We start from the raw sequence: 21,086 nt of genomic DNA, 5'->3' as shown, positions 1-21,086 counted from the left end.
AGTCACTCCTGGGCCAGGGCCGGTTGTTCGATGGGGGCCGGTTTGCTGCGCAGCATTGACAGCACCCAGACAAAGCAGATCGGTACGAAGAGCACACCCAGCAAGGTCGCGCTGAGCATGCCGCCGATCACCCCGGTACCGATCGCGCGCTGACTGGCCGCGCCGGCACCGGTGGCCAGCGCCAGGGGCACCACGCCGAGAATGAAGGCCATGGAGGTCATGATGATCGGCCGGAAACGCAGGCGGGCCGCCTCGATCGCCGCGTCGCGCAGGCTGTAGCCCTGCTCCCACAGTTCCTTGGCGAACTCGACGATGAGGATCGCGTTCTTCGCCGCCAGGCCGATGATGGTGATCAGGCCGACCTTGAAGTACACATCGTTGGGCAGGCCGACCACCATGACCGCGAGCACCGAGCCGATCGCGCCGATCGGTACGATCAGCATCACCGTCAGGGGGATCGCCCAGCTCTCGTAAAGAGCCACCAGCAACAGGAACACCACCAGGATGGCGAGGGCGAACAGTTGCGTCGCCTGGCCGCTGGAAACCTTCTCCTGATAGGACAGGCCGGTCCATTCGTAGCCGATACCGGCCGGCAACTGCGAGGCCAGGCGCTCGATTTCTTCCATGGCCTGGCCGGTACTGAAACCGGGCCCGGCGTCGCCAACGATGCGGATCGACGGATAGCCGTTGTAGCGCACCAGTTGGACCGGCCCCTCCTCCCACTTCATGGTCACGAAGGCGCTGAGCGGTACCAGGTCGCCCTTGGCGTTGGGCACATACAGCTTGAGCACGCTCTCCGGAGTCATCCGTGCGCCCTGCTCGGCCTGGATCACCACGCGCTGCTGACGCCCGGCGTTGGTGAAGTCATTGATCACGTCCGAGCCGAAAGCCGAGGACAGCGTGCCGCTGATGGTCTCGAAGTTCACACCCAGGGTGCGTGCCTTCTCGCGGTCGATCACCAGGCGCAGCTGTGGCGCCTCGGCCAGGCCTTCCATCATCGCGTAGAGGAACTTGGGGTTGCCATAGACCTGGCTGAGCAGCGTATCCCGGGCTTGCAGCAACGCCTCGCGGCCAAGGCCGCCGCGATCCATCAAGCGCAGCGCGAAACCGCCGGAGTTGCCCAGGCCATCGATGGGCGGTGGCGACACGGCCATGATGGAGCCATCGCCAGGCATTGCGAAATGTTCGTTGACCGCCGCGATTTCCGCCTCGGCCGACTGTTGCGCACTGCGTTGCGACCAGTCCTTGAAGGTCGGGAAGGCCAGCGCAGCGTTGTCACCCTGGCCGGAGAAGCTGAAGCCCGAGACCAGGAACACCGAGGCCACCGCCTCGCGGGACTTGAGGAAACGCTCGAGTTCTTCACCGGTGGCGTCGGTACGGGAGCGGGCTGCGCCGGGCGGCAGTTGCACGTCGACCACCATGTAGCCCAGGTCTTCCGAAGGCACGAAGGCTTCCGGCAGGCGCAGGTAGAAATAGCCGAGTACGGCGATGATGCCGACGTACACCAGCATGAAGCGCGAGGTGCGCGCCACCAGCTTCGTGTTCAGGAACGAGTAGCGTTCGGTGGCGCGGGCGAAACCCCGGTTGAAGGCGCCGAAGAAGCCGCGCTTCTCGTGGTGCCCCTCGGGAATCGGCTTGAGCAGCGTGGCGCACAGCGCCGGGGTGAAGGTCAGGGCAAGGAAACCGGAGAACAGGATCGATACCGACAGCGATACCGAAAACTGCTGGTAGATGACGCCCACCGAACCGGCCATGAACGCCAGCGGCAGGAACACCGCCGACAGCACCAGGGTAATGCCGATGATGGCCCCGGAGACCTGCTGCATCGCCTTGATCGTGGCCTCGGCCGGAGAGAGCCCCTCTTCCGCCATGATCCGTTCGACGTTCTCCACCACCACGATGGCGTCGTCCACCAGGATACCGATGGCCAGGACCATGCCGAACATGGTCATCATGTTCACCGAGAAGCCCAGCAGGTACATCACCAGCAGCGTACCCAGCAGGCACACCGGCACCACGATCGATGGAATCAGCGTATAGCGCACGTTCTGCAGGAACAGGAACATCACCAGGAACACCAGGACCATCGCCTCGATCAGGGTGTGGATCACCTTCTCGATGGCCACGTCGACGAAGCGCGAGGTGTCGTAAGGTACGGAATACTCCATGTCGTCGGGGAAGAATGCCGACAGCTCGGCGAGGCGCGCCTTGACCAGGGTGGCGGTCTCGATGGCGTTGGCGCCAGGCGACAGCTGGATCGCGCCGCCCACGGTCGGCTTGCCGTTCAGGCGCGAGGAAAGGTTGTAGCTCTCCTTGCCGACTTCCAGGCGCGCGACATCGGCCAGCTTCAGCAGGGAGCCGTCTTCGTTGGCGCGCAGCACGATCTGGCCGAACTCATCCGGATTGTCCAGGGTCCCCTTGACCGCCAGCGTCGCGGTCAGCTCCTGCTGGGAGCTGCCCGGGGCGGCGCCGAAGGCACCGGCCGGCACCTGGACGTTCTGGCCACGAATGGCATTGCTCACGTCGTCGATGGACAGCCCGTAGCCCACCAGTTTCTGTGGGTCGATCCAGACGCGCATCGCCGCTTCGGAGGAGAAGAACTGCAACTTGCCGACGCCCGGCAGGCGCCGCAGCTCGTTGTTGATGTTGCGCGCGGCGTAGTCACCCAGCGCCGTGGTATCGCTACGCTCCACATCTTCCTTGTAGCTGAGCGCGTAGATCAGCAGGAAGCCGGCACTGGACTGCTCGACCTGCAAGCCCTGGGTCAGCACGGCTTGCGGCATGCGCGCCTCGGCCTTCTTCAGGCGGTTTTGCACGTCCACCTGGGCCAGGTCCGGGTCGGTCCCGGGCTGGAACGTGACCACGATCTCGGCCACGCCGTTGGAGTTGTTGGTCGACTCGAAGTAGAGCAGGCCCTTGGCACCGTTGAGCGACTCCTCGAGCACGGTGGTGACCGAGTCCACCAACACCTTCGCCGAGGCGCCGGGATAGGTGGCAGTGATGGTGATCTGCGGCGGCGCGACGCTGGGGTACTGCGCCACCGGCAGCTTGGAAATGACCAGCAGGCCCGCCAGTGAAATGAACAGCGCCACGACCCAGGCGAAGTTCGGGCGCTTGATGAAGAATTGAGACATCGGAAAATCCTCGCGGCGAACTCGGCCTTACTGTTTCGACTCAGGCAACTGAGCCTGGGCCTGCGGCTGGCTAGGCGTGACCTTGGCACCCGGTTGCAGGCCGGCCAGACCACCGACAATGACCTGGTCCCCCGCCTTCAACCCTTCACTGATCTGCCAGCGAGAACCCTGCATGGTGCCGGTGCGCACCGCGCGCGCCTCGACCCGCTCGTCCGCGCCGACCACCAGCACCTGGGCGCTGCCATCGCTGGTGCGTTGCACCGCGCGCTGCGGCACGAGGATCGCCTGGTTATCCGTTCCCTGGGGTGTGCTCACCCGCACGTACATGCCCGGCAGCAGAGTGCCGTCGGCGTTGTCGAATTTGCCGCGCAGGACAATCTGCCCGGTGCCGCGATCCACGGCCACATCGGTGAACAGCAGTGAGCCCTGGCGCTCGAAAGGCGTGCCTTCAACGCGGATCGACAGCACCTTGTTGTCGTCGCCGGAGAGTTTTCCGTCCTTGAGCAACTCCCGCAGGCGCAGCGCATCCGCCGCCGACTGAGTGAAATCGACATACACCGGGTCGAGCTGCTGAACCCGCGCCATCAGCGTGGCGTCACCCTGGCCGACCAGAGCGCCTTCGGTTACCAGGGCGCGGCCGACACGGCCGGAAATCGGCGCGGTGACCGAGGCATAACCCAGGTTCAGCCGGGCGCTTTCCAGATCGGCCTGGGCCGAACGGGTCGCGGCCTGGGCACTGCGCAGGTCGGCGGTGGCACTGTCGAAGTCCTGCTGGCTGACCGCCTCGATCTTCACCAGCGGTTCGTAGCGCTTGACTCGCGCCTGCGCCTCCTGCACTGCGGACTGGGCACGCGCCAGCTCGCCTTCGGCCCGCGATACCGCCGCCTTGAGCGGCGCCGGATCGATCTGGAACAGCAGGTCGCCGGCCTTTACATCAGCCCCCTCCTCGAAACGTTTTTTCATGACGATCCCCGCCACCCGTGCACGCACTTCCGCCACACGCATGGGCTCGACCCTGCCCGGCAGCTCCGAGGTCAGGGCCAGGGGTTCGGTCACCGCCGCCACCACGTCTACCGGACGCGCCACTTCGGCCACGCTCTCTTGTTCATTCGCCGGACCGCATCCGGCCAGCGCAATGGCTGCTGCCAACGAGCCTGCCATCCCTATTGCACGCAAATTGCCCATAAATCACCCGAGGCTTGATTGAAAACGACTCGAATGCTACTTTCTAAATCCCAATGAGTCAACAATGTCTCATATGGGTAATATTTGTCATATTTCAGAAACCTGGATAGTGACCTGCACAGGTGCCCATCCGGAAAATCCATCCGAGGCTTGGTGATGACCCCGACTTCCCATGATGAACATCTGCTCAAGACGCTGACCTTGGCGGTAGTCAATCGACCGCGCGCCACCATGAAGGAGCTGGCGCAATTGGCGGGGGTAAGCAAGGCGACACTGCATCGCTACTGCGGCACACGGGAAAACCTGGAACACCAGTTGGAGGCGTACGCCGAGGGCACGCTCGAGCGGATCATCAAGAGCGCCGGGTTGCAGCACGCCGAGCCGCTGGAGGCACTGCGCCGCTTGATCAGAGAACACCTGGCCCATCGTGAGCTGCTGGCGTTCCTGATGGTGCAATACCGCCCCGACTTCCTCGACTTCGAACGCGGCGACGCGCGCTGGCGGCCTTACATCGAAGCGCTGGACGCGTTTTTCCTGCGCGGCCAGCAAAAAGGCGTGTTTCGTATCGACATTACCGCGGCGATCTTCAGCGAACTGTTCATCACCCTGATCTACGGCATGGTCGATGCCGAACAACGCGGGCGCGCGGCCAATGCCAATTCAGCCCGCACACTGGAGCAGATGTTTTTGCATGGTGCCCTGTGTTCCGGCGTGTCGAACGAGCGTTCGCCCACGCCGGAAACGGCTCTTTGGGTGTGAGTGCGCGCCCTCAGAAATGGCCGAGCGCTTCGCTGATGCTGGCAACCGGGGGGTGCTTGGATTGATGGTGAATCGTCTTGTTCGAAGGCTGAAACTGAAAATAGACGGCGCCCGAGATCAGGGCGACAACCAGGAAAGCGGACAGGAACCGGCGCATCTAGTACCTCCATCATCCAGCCTCGGGCTGAACGCAGGTCTTTTGTTATTGGTGATTCGAGTCTGGTCGCCGGCAGGGGTAAAAGCTTTGCAGATCGCGCCAGTTATTGTGCAAATCCTGCCAGGTGCTCGGGTCGCGCGCTCTGGCAACAGACGGGAGTCGGGCCGGCAACCGCGCGCCTGGCCACGCCCCATGGCTCATTCGAGGGCTTGAGATGACGTCTACTGTCCGTGGCACCGCCCTGCTTGGGTTCACTGAGTTTGTCAGCAGCCTGGGGCTCGATCCATCCCTGGCCCTGGCTGAGGTCAAGCTGCCCGCAGACCCGCTACCCGAGCAGCTTTCCGGCGTGCAGTTCAATGCCTTGATCGAGTTGTGCGCACAGCGTGCGAACAATCCCCTGTTCGGTCTGCAGTTCGGCCTGCGCCAAGGGCCGCAAGGGCTAGGGCCGCTGCTGTACGCAATGCGCAGCACCGGCAACCTGGGGGAAGCGCTGACGCTGCTGACCCGTTATTTCCATGTCCATAGCGATGGTGCGGAAGTGCGTCTCGAACGACAGGCCGGCAGTGCCCTGCTGTTGTACGACATCACCGACGGCGATCTGACCTCGGTGCGGCAGACCGTGGAGCTGGCCATGGGCGTGGCCGCGCACTTGCTGCATGACTTGCTGGGGCACGCCTGGAAACCGCGGGCCTTGATGTTGCGCCATGCTGCCGCCGCGGACCGCGGAGCCTACCGGGCCCTACTGGGTGTGCTTCCGCGCTTCGACAGCCCGGTCAATGCCTGGGTGTTCGATGAATCGCTGCTGGCGACCCCACTGGGCCCGACGGATGCCAGATGCCAACAACTGGTCCAGCAGCATATCGACGAGCTGGCCCGGGTGACGCTGCAGGAGCTGCCGTCCTACGTGCAGAAACTGTTGCGCAGCCGGCTTGCCGGCGGCCAGGTGACGATACGCCAGGTCGCCGAGTACATGATGATCAGCCCGCGTACCCTGCAGCGCTATCTTCAGGCCCAAGGCACTGGCTTTCAGGAGCTGCTGGACAAGACGCGCCAGGCAATGGCCGCGCGCTATATCTGCGACTCGTCGATCAGCCTGACGCAGCTGGCCAGCCTGCTCGGTTACGCGGACCTGAGCGCCTTCTCCCGGGCCTTCCACCGCTGGAACGGCATGAGCCCGCAAAAGTGGAAGCAGCGTTTGCAACCCCCTCATCGGCAATAGAAGTGGCGGAACATGACGATCAATCCTTTCATTCGCGCACTCAGCCTTGCGGGTTTCGACAAATTCGCTGCCCGTCAGGGTCTGGATCCGACCCATATGTTGCGCTGCGCTTCCCTGCCGCCGGCATCCCTGCGCCGTCCGGAAGATATCTTGTCCTTCCGTCGCTACTGCGAGTTGCTGGAGCTCTGCCAGCAGAGCTCCAGCAACGCGTTGTTCGGCCTGGAGTATGGGCTCTACCAGGGGATCGATGTCTTTGGCGATATTTTCTACCTGATCCACAACACCAGGACCGTCGGTGATGCGCTGTTCGAACTGCGGACCCACTACGGGTTTTACAACGGCGCGGCGCAAATCGGCCTGGATGTCGTCGACGGCATGGCACTCCTCAGCTATCGGGCCGGTGAACAGGCCGTTCCCGGGCTGCCCCAGGCAGAAGAGCTGGCCTGTGGTGTCGGCCTGCGGCTGATGCGCACCCTGGCAGGTGGAGACTGGCAACCCAAGGCGGTGCTGCTTCGCCACCCTCCCCTTGGCGATGAGTCGGCCTATCGGCGGGCGCTGGGTATTACGCCGACGTTCGCCGCAGCCCACACCGGGCTGCTATTCGACGCCTCGGTGCTGGCGCTGCCACTGAGTCTTGCCGATGAAACCCTGCACCAACTGATGGCTGAACATCTGAGCGGCATGGAGCGCCTGGCCGCGGACGAAATGCCGGGCTACGTCAGACAATTGCTGCGCAACCTGTTGCCCAGCGGTCGGGCCACGATCGAGCGGGTTGCCGACTGCATGGCGATAAACCCACGCACACTGCAACGCCGCCTGGCCCAGGAAGGCACCTCCTTCCAGCGACTGCTGGATGAAACCCGCCAGGGAATGGTGCACAACTACCTGAAAATCCCCTCGATCAGCATGACCCACGTGGCGCAACTGCTCGGCTACGCCGACGTCAGTACCTTTTCCCGAGCATTCAATCGCTGGTTCGGCATGTCCCCGTTGGAATGCCAGAAGCAGTTGGGGTTACGCAGACAGCCATTTCTGCTTCAGAGCCGGTTGAATGATCGTCAAAGCCGACTGTGAACAGCTGACATCAACCATACGTTAAATATGATGTGTGCAATCGTTTATGAACACCTGCTGTCTGTTTCCACTAACCCCCTGGTTTGCATCCAGGACCAGCGCCATTTCTGCATCCCAGATGACGCCCATTACGTCCTGATGCCACAATCGCTTATCCGTATGACAACTGGAAACAATGGCATGAGTCTCGAGATCCCCTCTGCCTTGCTTGTGGAGGTATTAGCCGGTCGGGAAAAGCTGCTGCAAGGAGAGTCAGGCATGGCTTCTATGACGATTGACTGGATGTCCATGGGGTTTGGATCACTGAGCCCCATCACGAATGCAGCATGGTGCCTGCGTGATCCCAAGACAGCTTTTTATCCAGCGCTTTTCCAGATGCTGAGTTGAACGCTTCTGTCCCAATGCTAACCAGCAGGCAATGGGACTGCACCTATCCAAGCTGCTGATAGATCCAAACTTGACGTCGACAAGTGGAAAGAACGAAGTCCCACTGCGCCACCGGTAAACCCTTGTAGAGCTAAGTCAGCCACCCAGCGGATCCGAGCGCCGCCCGAATCGCGCTGGGCTTGCCATATGCAACGGTACGTTTGTCTTCGAACTTCTTTGAGCTGACAAAGCCTCGGCCCTGCAAGGCCTCGACCAAGCGTCGGTCTTCACCCGCTGTCGGCAGCACCACTTTTCCCGATTTAGCTAGTTTTAGGTACGCGCTATCAAGGAGGTCAAGGGCCGGTACTATCTGCTCCCAGGCGCCATTCAGCGCCAGCGCCTGAATGACAACCTCCACGCGCTCTTCTCGCTCCAGGTCGCCCACCTGAGCGATCTGAACGAGCACACTCAGGTAGTCAGCCTTGAAACGTGCACCTTGAGCGTTGGCATGACCGCACACCTTGGCCAGCTCCACTGTTGCGCCTTCGCAAGTGGGATAGGCATCAAACGAAATACCCGCCCACATCCGAAGCGTATCTTCCAGTGTGGCCCTACCATTTCGGCTGACTTCATGCACCACCTTAATTGGCAATGCGTCCAGGTCAAGTATGTCCCGCGCAACCGTCCACCGGTGCTGAATATAAGCACCCTCCAAATTGCCGGCTGCCCTGACAAGTGCAGAGTGGATCTTTGGTGTATAAGGAACAGTGCTGTTATAGGCAATGTAGGCCCAGCGGGTGGCAGAAATGTTCGAGTTGAGCACGACTTCCGGCGACAGGTTCACGCCTTGGAATACCGACCGCAGCGTCGTATTACTGATGGTTGCGCTTTGGAGAAAAAAGCGTTGCAGTGCTCTTTGGTCATCTTCATCGCCCTCCCATAGCGTCCTACCCAACGCTTCAGCGTGTCGATTGACGTATTGCAGAAATGCCTCCTGAATGGCAGCCAGCGCCTCGGTGTTGACCCCGTTTTCCTCAGTCGCCTCAGCACTTTCATCAGGACGATATCTCCGCTCGAGGAAGGTCCAGGCCGCAGCGCTGACAGGTTCGATCCTATCGTCTTCGAGGAGCCTGATCCAGAGCGAATGAGGTATAGGTTCGAGATCTGAGATTTTGCAGTCCGTGAAGGTCAGTAACGCCTCCATCTGCTTTTGATCCGGCTGACAATAATCCAACAGCGTCACAAGCGAACTTTCGGATTCAGGCAGTATTTGTTGCTGGCTCAACAGCTCATCTACAAATGCATCTGGCATCTGCTTAACCTGGTCAGCGAATCCTGCCAGCTCGAGCGAAAGCAAGCCCTGGTATGTAACGGGGCTGTCTGTCAGAGGAGCATTAGCCAGCCGCACCATGACCAGTTTCAGCATTGGAATCGAAAGCTTGAGGCATCCTAGTTCAACCAGCTTGCGCAGTATCGTCGCGTCGGTCGTTTCGTTAAGGCTGTCAAACTGGGCAGGCTTGCTTCTCAGCCACTTCCAACCATTGAACGGGTTCTCAAGCTGCGGGACGAGCTCGGCAACGTTGGGCAAGGCATTGATCGCCTTAAGCAGCAACCCTTGTCGATCCTTCATACCTGCTATCTGCTCTTCCGTCAGGGTATCCAGAAAGGTGCAGATAAGACCGGCTCTCGTGTGATTGGGTTGAAAACGCTCGGATTTGAGCAACTGGAGGATTAGGTGCTGATCGATTTCCAGAAGCGCTTGGACAGTGCGCGTCTTGCCATCACCAGGCTCTGCGACAATAAGCTCCATCGCTTCGGCGAATCGTTCTAAACGGGCGTGTGCACTTTTGAAAATCGTCGCGAGCTTTAGCCTGGCTTGCTCGACGAACTGGGTGTCACGATGGCGCGCCAGCGTCTTGATCACATTGGCAATCAGCCCTCGGCCGGCGTCCATAGCGTCGACGTCGAGCTTACTCAAAACGCGTTCTGGATCGTCCAGCACCGTTGCCACGTCCAGCACTTCGCCTCTGGTCATCGCCAGGATGAAATTCTTGTCGGCCTGGGTGATTGAGCCTTCGTAGAAATACCCCAGGTAGTCCACATAATCGGTATCGAGCAGCCCTTTACGCATCAGGTAGATGACGACTTCAAGGCCCTGGAGCCCCACAGCTACCACGTCGCTATAGCCATCCTTCACAGCCTCACGGAAAGGGATGGTCTTGAGGCGTGTCACCTGCTTAAGGAGCTGGGTGATTTCTTCCTCAAGGTCATCAAATGACTGCTCGAGTCGTGCGGCACGAGCTTGATAATCAAACGCCTCAAGCGCTTGCTTGAGATCAACTTGCCCGCCTTGCTCGCTAGGGCCGTAATTCTCTAGTTGTAAGACTGGTTGAAGTCGCCTGGATTGGGTAACGATTGCGAAGGCGTCATCACCTACAAACGTAGGTAAAGTAAAGGCCGAACTCTGATCGCATCTGATCCGGTTGGCCCGCTCCAGATTCGCCCGGTTGATGATTTCGAACCAGAAGCACACGCGAAGTTCGGTAACGCTTTTGGCTACCTCCGCTTGCTTGCGTGTGAGGTTCTCGCGAAGCATTTCAATCTCACCTTGGAGCGCCACTACTTGCCGTTTTACCCAGTCCTGAAAGCCTGCAAGCACCGAGTGGATCGCGCCCCGGCGCTTGAGCAGCTCAGCATAGGCCTCGGGGTGAAGGTTCCTGAGCACCACGATGGCGAACAGCTTGTTCGGGTTGAGTTCCAGGCCATCATTTGCCAGCAGACTCGAGTAGATATCGTATTCATTGACAATATTTTTGATGAGCCTCATCTCATCTACGTAATAGCAGACCGTCTCGACCACTGCCGGATCCAGCTTGGCTCCAAGGACTGCTTCACCTACAGCTCTGCTCCTCATGAGCTCGTTCAGCTTCTCACGCGAATTCTCAGAATTGACCACTGGGATGATCGGGATGATGAGATCAAAGAATTTTGTCTTGTCGGTAACGGTGAACAGTTCATCGCGGATGGCGTAGATAAAGTGCACTGGTCGACGCACTTGCGGGGACTGGCAAATTGTGAAGTTGATTTCGCGTAGCCGAAAAAAGATGTCTTGGGTATCGAAGCGATCCAGGTCTTCAATCACCACGACCCGAATGTCGCTTCGCTCGAAGCAATAGATGATCTCGTCGACGTTCTTGTGCAGCACAGAGCCATGGTGTGTGGCTTCAAGCTTCCCACCCTTGAGCGTCAGGCCGTCGATGCTGAACATTGAGATGAATCTAAGCCCTGAGTACAGCAGATAGATTCCACTCCCAAGGATGCATCCGATGGCCAACCACTCTGGAATCGCATTTAGGCCGTCGACCAGCCACTTCACTTCAACGTCTGTACGCTTCTCGATCGAGGGAAGGCAGAAGCGCAGAACGCTGGCCAACAGGCAAATCAGCAATACGGTGTGCAGATAGACTGCGAGCCCGGATGCCTGAACAATACGTTTGAGCCGGGTTTTGGGTAGCTTTGACGCCGGCACCGAATAGAGAAGCTGCTGCACTATGGTCTCTTCGATCCGATTCATAAGGTCAGGCGTCGGAGGAGTAGTTGCTATGTTCGCTGACGGGACGGCTGTTGCCTCACCAACTGATTCGATCGACGTACCAAATTTGCTGGGCGATGGTTTGGTTTCGCTGAAGGTCGCCAAGGACACCAGGGCGTGCGGGAATTCTGGATGCCGCTCTAAAAACGTCTTGAGCACACTGCTCTTGCCTGCCCCGTAGCCGCCAGTGACTGCGATGTTGAGGACTTCTTTATTCTGGAGACCTTTGAGTAGCTCCTCTTCATAGCGCTTGAATCCCTTGTCCTCCAAGAGTACAGGAGTCAACGGCTCGAACGATCCGAGGGAGTTTGCTGGCCTCCGCGCAGCGCTGAAGGCGGTTACTGCGGCTCGACTGCCTATGGACAGCGCCATCCAATTGCGTTTGATGCGACTCAGCATTGATCGATACATCGGCCCTGCCCCTGACTTCCATCCTGAAACGTCGATACGGGAGCTTGGAAAATCTCACCTCCCCAACTGGATCGGGAGAATACCATGGCGGCGATATGCCATTTTTGATCACCTAAGCCTTCTTGAAGGATATCCAGTGGATGGGGCTCAGCGCTGCAGTCCTCTAGCGGCAAGCCCGTAGCCCCGATGCGTTTTTCTAACTGCGAAGCGTACATCGTCATACGTCGTGCCGGAGGTTGCTGGCTAGCACGCTATGAACATAAATCGATGAACAATACCCCGACGATTTCGTCCTGTAAGTCTTTAGAACAAGAGCCAGACTGACTTATGAACATCTGTCATCGCCCACTTGTTAAACGACAGGTCATGTCATAGATGTTCATGAGGATCGTAAGGTCTTGATTCGACAGACCTGCTTCTGACGTCCACTCTGTTAACGGGCCATGTACTCCGTGTTCATGGCTAGCCCTTAACTGAGGTGGCTGCAGATGAAGCTGATTCAGTGCCGGTTCTCTTCAGGTCAGCGGGTACCGTTGCTGGTGCAAGTTGGTGGAGATCATCGATGAGGCCATCTTGGCATGCCACTTTGAGGCGATGAGGCGGTATTTGCAGATGTCGCCGGCGCTTTGAGAGCCACATCATCTGAAATTGTCGTACCGCTATCTGTTCATCTCAGACCGGGGCCGCCCGCTGTCGATCCGCGCGTTGTCTAACGTGCTTGAAGTGTGTCAAGCCACATTGGGTGCTCCTTGCGGGCCTTGGGTCCACGATGCAAGCGCAGCGACAAAAGAATGTCCGGTATCGGGCGCTACTTTCCCCCCTCCCCTCGTTATGGTGAAAAACGCGCGTAGGGATGACCGTAGACCGTGTACGCCAGCCATGACGTGTCGAGATCGTGCTTGGCCTGTTCACGGGCGGCACGCAACACCTGACTGACGCTTTGGCCGGCCTTGAGCTGGCCGTAGAACTGCGAGGCGAAGCCCTGCGCCGGTCTGTCGCCGATCGACCACAGCGTGCCGACGAACAACCCGGCGCCGCGCTGGACGAACGCCTGGGCCAGTCCTCCGGCACCCGATAGGGTGCGACCTGTAACCCTGGACTGGCAGGCATTGAGGAAAATCAGCGGCCGCTGACCATCGACCGCCAGGTTGGCGAAGGTCTGTACTGAAGCCACCGACAGAAGTGTGGTTTTGTCACTGCCCGCCACATTGAGCAACAGTCCGGCGTTCCATACCTGCGTGTAGTCGGTACTGCCATGACAGGCAAAATGCAGGACATCAAAATCCTCGCCCTTGTCGCGAGCCAGTGCGCTAAGTACCGGCGCGATTTCGTCACCAATGGACACAGCACCGAGCAGATCGCCGAGCATTTTCGCTTCCTGCTCAACGCTCGCCAGGTTCAACCGATTATCGTGGTAGCGAGGAATGCGTGGTACGACGGCGGAACGGAGTCGGTGTGTGTGCCCTCCCGGTTCATACGCACTATCCCTACTGTCCCGTCTCTGCCTGGCAGTGTTCCTCTGGCTATGTCGAGTGGCCCGCAAATTTCTGAATCAGGTGGGTCGGGCCGGACACGATTAACAGATCACCCGGCAGGATCAGGGTGCTAGGGGTGGCATGGAGGAAGTCTTGATTGGCGCGCTTCACCCCCACAACTGTCACGCCGAATTTTTCACGGATATTGCCGTCGGCCAGTGTGCTGTTGTGGCTAGGCGGGGGGGCGTGAATCTTGGCGATGGCAAAACCATCGTCAAACTCAATGAAATCGATCATCCGCCCAGTAATGAGCTGGGCGACTCGCTCCCCCATATCCTTCTCCGGGTAGACGACATGATGGGCGCCAATTCGCTGGGCTATCTGCCCATGTTCGGCCGTCAGGGCCTTGACCCAGATATCCTGGATACCCAGTTCGGTCAGCGCCATGATGGTCATCAGGCTAGCTGCCAGATCGGTGCCTATCCCTACGATGGCGTGTGCGAAGTCGGCAACGCCTAGCTGGCGCAAGACCATCAGGTTGGTGGAGTCGGCCTGGACCGCATGAGTCAAGAGATCGGCCCAGTCATGGACAGGCTCGGCGTCTCGGTCGATGCCCATCACATCGTGACCGAGCCGCATCAGCGATTGGGCCACGGAGCCGCCGAAGCGGCCGAGACCGATGACCACCACGCTATCGCCCTTGGAAAAGGCAAACTGTTCGGTAAACAGAAACTTAGCCAACAATTGGATGCTCCTCTGGGTAGCGGTAGGGCATGCGGTGCTCGCCCAGGGCCAGTGACGCCGCAAGTGTGATAGTGCCGACTCGCCCGATATACATCAGCAGCGTCAGCATCAGTTGGCTCGACTCTGGGAGGTCGGCGGTGATGCCGGTGGACAAGCCGACCGTACCAAATGCCGAGATGACCTCGAATATGACTTGGTCGGTGGGGAAATCTGTTCCACGCAAGATAAAGAGCGTCCCCAGTACGATCAAGGAGCTGCCCAGCACGAGTACCGTGATGGCCTGACGCTGGGCTGAGGCGCTGACTCGTCGGCCAAATGCCTCGCTGTCACTATGGCCACGAATTTCGGCGATGATTAGTAAAATCAGGATGGCAACAGTACCGACTTTGACGCCACCTGCGGTTCCCGCGCTGCCCCCCCCGACGAACATCAGGAAGTAGTGCAATGCCCAGCTTTCACGGGTCAACGCGCCAATATCTATGGAGTTGAAGCCGGCGGTACGCGCAGAAACGGCAGCAAATGCCGCCGAGAGCATTTTATCGGCCACTGGCATGGGGCCGAGGGTTGCCGAGTTGGACCACTCGAACAGCAAAAGCGTGAAAAAACCGCCCAGCAGCAGGATTGCCGTTCCAGCCAGGGTGAGTTTGGTATGAAGCGACCAATGACGGGAGTCGTTGAACCTGCTGCGCAAGTCATACAGCACGGGAAAGCCTATGCCACCGATAATGATCGCAGCCATGACCGGCAGTAGGATCGAAGCATCCGAGGCGTAGCGCATCAGGCTGTCGGAATGAATGGAGAAGCCGGCGTTATTGAATGCAGATACTGCATGAAATAGGCCGCTCCACGCAGCATCGGCCCATGATAGGTCATAGGTCAGGTGTAATCTGAGGGTGAGCCACAGGGTCACGAGGAGTTCCAAGGCGAACGTCACCACCAGAACCAGCTTGGCCACGCTGGCAATGTCGCCCAACCCTAATGAGCGAGACTCGAACTGTGCGACCATTTTGGTGCGTAGGCGAAAGCCTCGGTTGACCATCAAGCCCAGCAAGGTCGCTACCGTCATGATGCCGAAGCCACCGAGTTGGAACAGTAGCAGAATCACCAACTGGCCGAAGGTCGACCAGTACGTACCAGTGTCCACCACTACTAGCCCAGTAACGCAGACGGCAGATACTGCGGTGAAGAAGGCAGTCACCCAAGGGGTAACGATACCCTCGGCGTGGGAAATCGGCAGCATCAGAATAGCTGTGCCGGCCAGTATCGCGGCCAAGAAAACCAGAGCGACAACCCTGGCTGGATGTAGCAGTAATTTCATTTAGTATCCGAACTTATGTCGCGACAAGGAAATCTACTGCGCTCGATAAACATGCCACACGTATTTTGAACCCTAACGGCGGGCCGTCTTCAAGGTTGTCATGATCGTACTGATGAGAGCTAGGTTCGATTGCGAAACTTAGTTGTCGGAGATACGGGAATCTGCTCCCAGTCCAAAGGGGGTGGGCAAAGCCGCGAAGGTTGGCGTGCCGACCACAAGGACCGACCACCCTTTCGGGTGCCGACGCGACCCCGCCCATAATACGGACGAAGCAATAATACATAAGCAGTAGCTGGCTGTATTCACCTAGCGATTTGCTTGATGCTAAATTCTAGGCTACTCGATATGAGAACTTTGTCGAGAGCATATTCAATTCAAAATTTATCAACAAGATCCCCCTCTCAGCAGGGTGATATAGCAGCCGTTATGGATGAGCTTCAGTCAAAGCATCTACCGAATAGCTGCTTTTGATAACGTAGTAATGATCAGGCTATCAACGAGCAACTCACTATCCATTATTTGACTAAGGTGATTGGGATACTGGAGAGTTGAATCACCTTGGTTGCAACGGAGCCCAGAAAGATTCCTGCCAGGAAACCGTTGCCATGTGAACCTAAAATGATGCTATCACATCCCAAGGACTGTGAAGCCGCTACAATTTTGCTAGCCGCGTCGCCCAACAATGTGTGGAATGTGAATGCAATGCCTTCTTGTTTCAGAAGCGCCACAGCCTTTTGTGATTCTTCAGTACTTTTGTGATCGTAGTAGCGATCAAGCTCATCCCCCGCTATGTCTTGTGCGATTCGTGTCGGTAAAAGGGGCTGCACATTCACCAAGTGTACCTCAACACTTCCTCCCAGCAATCCGCCATCCTGGATCAGTCCGATGAGGTAAAGCACTGCGCGCTCTGAATGTTCGGATCCGTCGACAGCAACAAGAATTTTATGCATTTCTAGATCCTTTTTTCAGTGGCCTGAAGGTGCTTGTCCAGCAAGCTTTCCCCAAGCGAACCACCTTGCGGCTTAAGGGGAGCAGTTACAGATTGCACCTCAATAGTATGGGGCCAGCTTGCAACCGGGCTCTACTCGGACAAACGGATTCGAATCTGTTTTTCGATCTCAATAATGGCAAAGAGCGCAATACCAACGCCGATGATCAGTAGGCCATCAACGAAGGGAATCGCTTCCGTTGCAAAAACCTTTTGCAGAGGAGGTGCATACGTAATGACGAACTGAGCAAAGGTAACCACCGCGACGGTCATCCACACGACCTTGGTGCCACGAATGCCCTTCCAGGTAAGCGATGTGCCGTAGAGATTGCGAATGAAGAACAGATGGAATATTTCCATCACGACTAACGTGTTCACCGCGATGGTTCGGGCCAACTCCGTTGAGTAGCCACGGTCGAGTGCATACGAAAAGATGCCGTAAACGCCGCAGAGAAACAGAATAGAAACAAGCACCATATGCCAAACCAATGCACCGCTTATCAGTGGCTCTTTACGTGAACGGGGTGGTCTGCGCATGGTGTTTTCTTCGGTAGGCTCGAACGCGAGCGCGATGCCAAGTGTCACCGCGGTAATCAGATTGACCCACAGAATCTGTATCGGCGTCACCGGCAGCGTAATACCCAAAAGCAGCGCGACAATAATAGTCATGGTCTCGCCAGCATTGGTGGGTAGCGTCCAACTCAGCACTTTCTTGATGTTGTCGTAGACAGTCCGCCCTTCGCGAACCGCTGCCACAATGGACGCGAAGTTGTCATCTGCCAGCACCAAATCTGCGGCTTCCTTGGCAGCTTCGCTGCCTTTTCCTCCCATGGCGATTCCGGCATCGGCACGCTTTAGCGCCGGTGCGTCGTTGACTCCATCGCCGGTCATGGCGACGGTCATGCCATTCGATTGCAGTAACATCACCAGCCTGAGTTTATGTTCTGGATTGGTGCGAGCGAAGATATTGACGTCCTTTACCGCCTCCTTGAGGGTTGCATCGTTCATGGTGTCTAGATCGATACCGGTCAGTACCCTGTCGGAATTTTGCAGACCAATCTGACTGCCGATAGCGGAGGCAGTGCCGGCGTGATCGCCGGTGATCATTTTCACTACAATGCCCGCCATCTGGCATTGCCTAACTGCCTGTATCGTCTCTGGTCGAGGTGGGTCAATCATTCCGACCATGCCTAGCAAGGTTAACGTTTTGTGTACGTCACCAAATTCCAGAACGGTGTGTTCGGGCCGTACTGATCTCATTGCAAATGCCAATACCCTCTGCCCTTTTCTAGCAATGGTATTTGCCTGTTCGTGCCAATAGGCAACATTGAGTCGGTCAATCCCCCCTCCTTTGACCCGTTGTTGCGTGCACATTGCCAGAATCTGCTCTGGCGCACCTTTCACGTAAATTGAGGCATGCCGCTCATGGTTGTGATGCAGCGTCGCCATAAAGCGATGTTTCGCATCAAATGGGATGGCATCGGTGCGGGTCCAGGTACGACGCTCTTCATTGCTATCAATTCCGGTTTTTCCGGAAAACGCCAGCAAGGCACCCTCCATCGGGTCTCCTTCGACTCGCCATACGTCCCCATGCAGGCTCAACACAGCATCGTTGCAAAGACTGGCGGCTCGCCCTAGCTCCGCCAATGTCGGGTGATTCGATGTGTCGATCAGATGATCAGCAAGGTTCATGTTTCCCACTGGCTGATAACCAGCACCATCGACCGTGAAGGTGAGATCACTTGTTACTACCGACGCTACCATCATCTCGTTACGGGTGAGAGTACCCGTTTTGTCAGTGCAGATGACTGATACCGAGCCCAGCGTTTCGATGGCAGGCAAGCGACGTACAATGGCATTGCGGCAAGCCATTGCCCGAACGCCGACAGCCAGCGTGATAGTAAGGACGGCCGGCAACCCTTCTGGTATCGCCGCTACCGACATCCCCACCACGACCATGAATATGTCGGTGAATTCATAGTGTCCGACATAATGGCCGAACATGAGCAACAGGCCGCCGATTAACAGGATCAGGATTGTCAGCCAGCGCGCAAATACGTTCATTTGCTGCACCAGCGGCGTGGTCAGCGTTTTTACTTGTGACAGCAGGCAACTGATACGTCCAATTTCGGTTCCTGCAGCGGTCGCGACTACAACCCCTTTTGCTTGTCCGCAAGTCACGAGCGTACCGCTGAACGCCATACAGGTGCGATCACCCAGCGCCGCTCCTAGGGGTACGGGTTCAGTGTGTTTTTCTACGGGTATGGATTCACCAGTAAGAATTGCTTCTTGAATCTGTAGTCTGTTCGCGTGCAGCAAGCGTAGATCAGCAGGAACCTTGTCTCCGGCCTCCAGCAATACGATATCGCCAGGCACCAACTCTTCGCCCACAACGCTCAGGCGTTCTCCTGCACGAAGTACCGCTGCGTGCGGTGCCAACATCTGCCGAATAGCGTCCATGGCTTTTTCTGCCTTGCCTTCCTGGACATAGCCAATGATTGCGTTGGCAATAACCACCGCAAGAATCACCACCGTATCCCACAGATGGTGCAGTATCGCGGTGATCACCGCAGATCCGAGAAGCACATAAATTAGAATGTTGTGAAATTGCAGCAAGAAACGCAGCCATGCTGGTCGCCGTGCGGTTTCTGGTAAGCGATTGAACCCCATGTGTTCAAGTCTGGCTTGAACTTCGGCCGAGCCCAGTCCGACATGCTCGCCGACTCCAAGCAAGCTCGTCACCTGCTCCGCCGGCAGCGTGTGCCAAGCCGCGGGATGCATGGGAATTGGTGCTTGCTCAGCGACAGTGTCGACCACCTGCTTCATCAAGGAGTATCTCCTGTGTGCACAGCTCAATCGAAAAGGTATGACCGCCTACAAATTATCAATTACCGCACTCATGAACGGACACAGATATATCAATTGAGTTGAGACGAACTAAGCGATGTGCGCAACCGTGCTGCCAAGCAATCATTGATCCAGGTCAAAATCCAAACAATCGACAGTAAAGCTTATTAGTTCATTAATAACGACGGACTCCCTCCCCCTTCACACATTCAAATAAAAGCCTCGCCGAGAAAGCGCTATCCACCTTGATTGATTGCGTACTGCTATCGACCTGGATCTATTTAAATCTCTTGATGCTTCACTCCTCCAGCAATTCCTCTGGATGCATTTGTACATCGTCGCGACTTCAATGCGGGCCTCACCGGTCGATATCTGAGAGGGGCAGTTACCGAGGACTCCAATGAAAAGTAACGTTAACCGTACAAGCCACTAGTCGTAATGAATATCATTAGCCATTTCAGACTGCTCGTCACTGCCATGTTCGTGTGTACCAGATGTTAATATGCTTCCTTTTAAGTGCCCCTAAAGGACGCTGATGACCAAGCATCAAGCCACTGCCGAAACCCCTAGAGCAGCTGCAATTCTGGCTCGTTTCCTGTCCTCGGAAGCCGCTGGAGGCCTAGTACTGATGGCCTCAGCTTTGGCTGCTCTGATTGTTGCCAACTCGCCACTTTCCCAGGATTACTTCGCCGTACTGCGCACGGTTTGGCTGGGCATGTCTGTCGAACATTGGGTGAATGATGGGCTGATGGCGATCTTCTTCCTGATGGTCGGTCTAGAGATTAAAAGAGAAGTGTTGGCTGGAGGGCTTTCAACTTGGGGTCAGCGTGCCTTGCCGGGATTTGCTGCGATGGGTGGCATGCTTGTTCCCGCCCTTATCTACATTGCGTTTAACTGGGGGAATGCCCAGACTCTCGGGGGGTGGGCCATCCCTGCAGCAACTGATATCGCATTCGCCTTGGGTGTCTTGTCGCTGCTGGGTAAGCGCGTCCCTATTTCGCTGAAGGTGTTTCTCGCAGCTCTAGCGATTATCGACGACCTCGGTGCGGTGGTGATCATTGCCTTTTTCTACACGTCGGACCTTTCCATGCCGATGTTACTGGCTTCGCTCACCACCCTGCTCATTCTGATTGCAATGAGTCGACTGGGAGTAAGACAGCTGTTTCCATATCTCTTGGTCGGAAGCGTATTGTGGTTCTTCGTTCTGCAATCGGGGGTACATGCCACCCTGGCGGGTGTCGCACTGGCGTTGTGCATTCCGATGGGGAGGCCGGAAGAAGAAGCTCGTTCTCCGTTGCTGTTTCTTGAAGAAAAACTGCACTCCTGGGTTGCGTTCGCCGTAGTACCCATTTTTGGCTTTGCCAATGCCGGTGTTTCGCTGGGCGGTATATCCATGGAAAACCTGGTCGATCCGGTCCCTCTAGGGGTAGCGCTGGGTCTTTTGGCGGGTAAGCAGGTAGGGGTTTTCCTATTGGCTGCGCTAGCCATTCACACAGGGTTGGCCAAGTTGCCGGAAGGGAGCAACTGGCTGCAGCTTTACGGGGTCGCGCTCCTCTGTGGTATTGGTTTTACCATGAGCCTGTTCATTGGCAACCTGGCATTCCCTGGTCTTCCTCATTTGGTCGATGAAGTCAAAGTTGGGGTACTGATTGGTTCGGTCTCGGCTGCGATTGCTGGTGTGATAGTCCTGCGTCGCAGTAGCACCATGGCGAGCCCAGTCAAAGCCCAATAACGGAAGTATAATGTGACGCTATCGTCAACTACGACTGCTGTCTCGCTTTGGCCGGATTGCTTTGAAAAATACCTTTTGGCATTAC

14 protein-coding genes are annotated in these 21,086 nt (G+C 57.4%); 5 read left to right on the top strand and 9 right to left on the bottom strand.

Translation table 11 applies throughout. The annotated features are described in order from the left end of the window. Nucleotides 1-2: 2 nt before the first annotated feature. Both H0I86_RS16505 and H0I86_RS16500 read right to left on the bottom strand, forming a co-directional pair. Entirely contained in the window at nt 3-3,134 is a 3,132-nt protein-coding gene (locus H0I86_RS16505) for a multidrug efflux RND transporter permease subunit (protein WP_124299472.1), read from the bottom strand. 27 nt (nt 3,135-3,161) lie between these two features. Further along, entirely contained in the window at nt 3,162-4,319 is a 1,158-nt protein-coding gene (locus H0I86_RS16500) for a MexC family multidrug efflux RND transporter periplasmic adaptor subunit (RefSeq protein ID WP_124299473.1), read from the bottom strand. A gap of 156 nt (nt 4,320-4,475) precedes the next feature. Between H0I86_RS16500 and H0I86_RS16495 the strand changes: the two genes are divergently transcribed. Continuing rightward, a complete protein-coding gene (locus H0I86_RS16495) occupies nt 4,476-5,078 on the top strand; it encodes a TetR/AcrR family transcriptional regulator (RefSeq protein WP_124299474.1) in 603 nt (200 codons plus the stop codon). A 10-nt stretch (nt 5,079-5,088) separates the two neighbouring features. Here H0I86_RS16495 and H0I86_RS16490 read toward each other — a convergent pair whose 3' ends face one another. Beyond that, nucleotides 5,089-5,235, bottom strand: coding sequence for a hypothetical protein (locus H0I86_RS16490; RefSeq protein WP_164485335.1), 147 nt, complete (start codon nt 5,233-5,235; stop codon nt 5,089-5,091). A 214-nt stretch (nt 5,236-5,449) separates the two neighbouring features. On the opposite strand from H0I86_RS16490, the gene qhpR reads away from it, so the two are divergent. The 3 genes from qhpR (at nt 5,450) to H0I86_RS16475 (ending at nt 7,915) form a co-directional block, all read left to right on the top strand. Further along, nucleotides 5,450-6,454 carry an AraC-like transcriptional regulator QhpR gene (gene qhpR, locus H0I86_RS16485; protein WP_081361521.1) on the top strand — a complete coding sequence of 335 codons (1,005 nt, stop codon included), beginning with the start codon at nt 5,450-5,452 and terminating at the stop codon, nt 6,452-6,454. Between the two features lie 12 nt (nt 6,455-6,466). Next, the gene (locus H0I86_RS16480; protein WP_124340185.1) at nt 6,467-7,528 is read left to right on the top strand and encodes an AraC family transcriptional regulator; all 1,062 of its coding nucleotides are present in this window, start codon (nt 6,467-6,469) and stop codon (nt 7,526-7,528) included. A 180-nt stretch (nt 7,529-7,708) separates the two neighbouring features. Further along, nucleotides 7,709-7,915 (top strand): hypothetical protein, encoded by a 207-nt coding sequence (locus H0I86_RS16475; protein ID WP_124340186.1) that lies wholly within the window; start codon nt 7,709-7,711, stop codon nt 7,913-7,915. A 130-nt stretch (nt 7,916-8,045) separates the two neighbouring features. On the opposite strand, the gene H0I86_RS16470 is transcribed toward H0I86_RS16475, so the two are convergent. The 6 genes from H0I86_RS16470 to H0I86_RS16445 all read right to left on the bottom strand — a co-directional run bounded on the left by H0I86_RS16470 (nt 8,046) and on the right by H0I86_RS16445 (nt 19,248). Then, nucleotides 8,046-11,885, bottom strand: a complete 3,840-nt coding sequence (locus tag H0I86_RS16470; RefSeq protein ID WP_124340187.1) for a YobI family P-loop NTPase — start codon at nt 11,883-11,885, stop codon at nt 8,046-8,048. An 841-nt stretch (nt 11,886-12,726) separates the two neighbouring features. Then, complete coding sequence (locus tag H0I86_RS16465; RefSeq protein WP_258019328.1) at nt 12,727-13,299, bottom strand: CHAT domain-containing protein; 573 nt, start codon at nt 13,297-13,299, stop codon at nt 12,727-12,729. Between the two features lie 121 nt (nt 13,300-13,420). Further along, on the bottom strand, nt 13,421-14,116 hold the full coding sequence (locus H0I86_RS16460) for a potassium channel family protein (RefSeq protein WP_180921305.1): 696 nt from the start codon (nt 14,114-14,116) through the stop codon (nt 13,421-13,423). Beyond that, on the bottom strand, nt 14,106-15,434 hold the full coding sequence (locus H0I86_RS16455; RefSeq protein WP_180921304.1) for a TrkH family potassium uptake protein: 1,329 nt from the start codon (nt 15,432-15,434) through the stop codon (nt 14,106-14,108). Before H0I86_RS16455 ends, H0I86_RS16460 begins: the two co-directional genes overlap by 11 nt. 515 nt (nt 15,435-15,949) lie before the next feature. After that, on the bottom strand, nt 15,950-16,384 hold the full coding sequence (locus H0I86_RS16450) for a universal stress protein (protein WP_180921303.1): 435 nt from the start codon (nt 16,382-16,384) through the stop codon (nt 15,950-15,952). A gap of 131 nt (nt 16,385-16,515) precedes the next feature. Beyond that, complete coding sequence (locus tag H0I86_RS16445) at nt 16,516-19,248, bottom strand: cation-transporting P-type ATPase (RefSeq protein ID WP_180921302.1); 2,733 nt, start codon at nt 19,246-19,248, stop codon at nt 16,516-16,518. A gap of 556 nt (nt 19,249-19,804) precedes the next feature. On the opposite strand from H0I86_RS16445, the gene nhaA reads away from it, so the two are divergent. Then, nucleotides 19,805-21,001 carry a Na+/H+ antiporter NhaA gene (gene nhaA, locus H0I86_RS16440; RefSeq protein WP_180921301.1) on the top strand — a complete coding sequence of 399 codons (1,197 nt, stop codon included), beginning with the start codon at nt 19,805-19,807 and terminating at the stop codon, nt 20,999-21,001. The last annotated feature ends 85 nt before the right edge of the window (nt 21,002-21,086 follow it).

This window comes from Pseudomonas chlororaphis subsp. aurantiaca, assembly GCF_013466605.1.
GTDB lineage: Bacteria > Pseudomonadota > Gammaproteobacteria > Pseudomonadales > Pseudomonadaceae > Aquipseudomonas > Aquipseudomonas chlororaphis_I.
The sequence above is the reverse complement of the archived record's forward strand: the minus strand, read 5'-3'. Positions and strand labels throughout refer to the sequence as shown.

Bases quoted from the DNA above. Each gene is read 5' to 3' on its own strand.
- H0I86_RS16500 (WP_124299473.1), bottom strand. From the start codon at position 4,319: ATGGGCAATTTGCGTGCAATAGGGATGGCAGGCTCGTTGGCAGCAGCC.
- H0I86_RS16475 (WP_124340186.1), top strand. From the start codon at position 7,709: ATGAGTCTCGAGATCCCCTCTGCCTTGCTTGTGGAGGTATTAGCCGGT.
- H0I86_RS16450 (WP_180921303.1), bottom strand. From the start codon at position 16,384: ATGCATAAAATTCTTGTTGCTGTCGACGGATCCGAACATTCAGAGCGC.
- H0I86_RS16455 (WP_180921304.1), bottom strand. From the start codon at position 15,434: ATGAAATTACTGCTACATCCAGCCAGGGTTGTCGCTCTGGTTTTCTTG.
- H0I86_RS16505 (WP_124299472.1), bottom strand. From the start codon at position 3,134: ATGTCTCAATTCTTCATCAAGCGCCCGAACTTCGCCTGGGTCGTGGCG.
- H0I86_RS16490 (WP_164485335.1), bottom strand. From the start codon at position 5,235: ATGCGCCGGTTCCTGTCCGCTTTCCTGGTTGTCGCCCTGATCTCGGGC.
- H0I86_RS16480 (WP_124340185.1), top strand. From the start codon at position 6,467: ATGACGATCAATCCTTTCATTCGCGCACTCAGCCTTGCGGGTTTCGAC.
- nhaA (WP_180921301.1), top strand. From the start codon at position 19,805: ATGACCAAGCATCAAGCCACTGCCGAAACCCCTAGAGCAGCTGCAATT.
- H0I86_RS16445 (WP_180921302.1), bottom strand. From the start codon at position 19,248: ATGAAGCAGGTGGTCGACACTGTCGCTGAGCAAGCACCAATTCCCATG.
- qhpR (WP_081361521.1), top strand. From the start codon at position 5,450: ATGACGTCTACTGTCCGTGGCACCGCCCTGCTTGGGTTCACTGAGTTT.
- H0I86_RS16495 (WP_124299474.1), top strand. From the start codon at position 4,476: ATGACCCCGACTTCCCATGATGAACATCTGCTCAAGACGCTGACCTTG.
- H0I86_RS16470 (WP_124340187.1), bottom strand. From the start codon at position 11,885: ATGCTGAGTCGCATCAAACGCAATTGGATGGCGCTGTCCATAGGCAGT.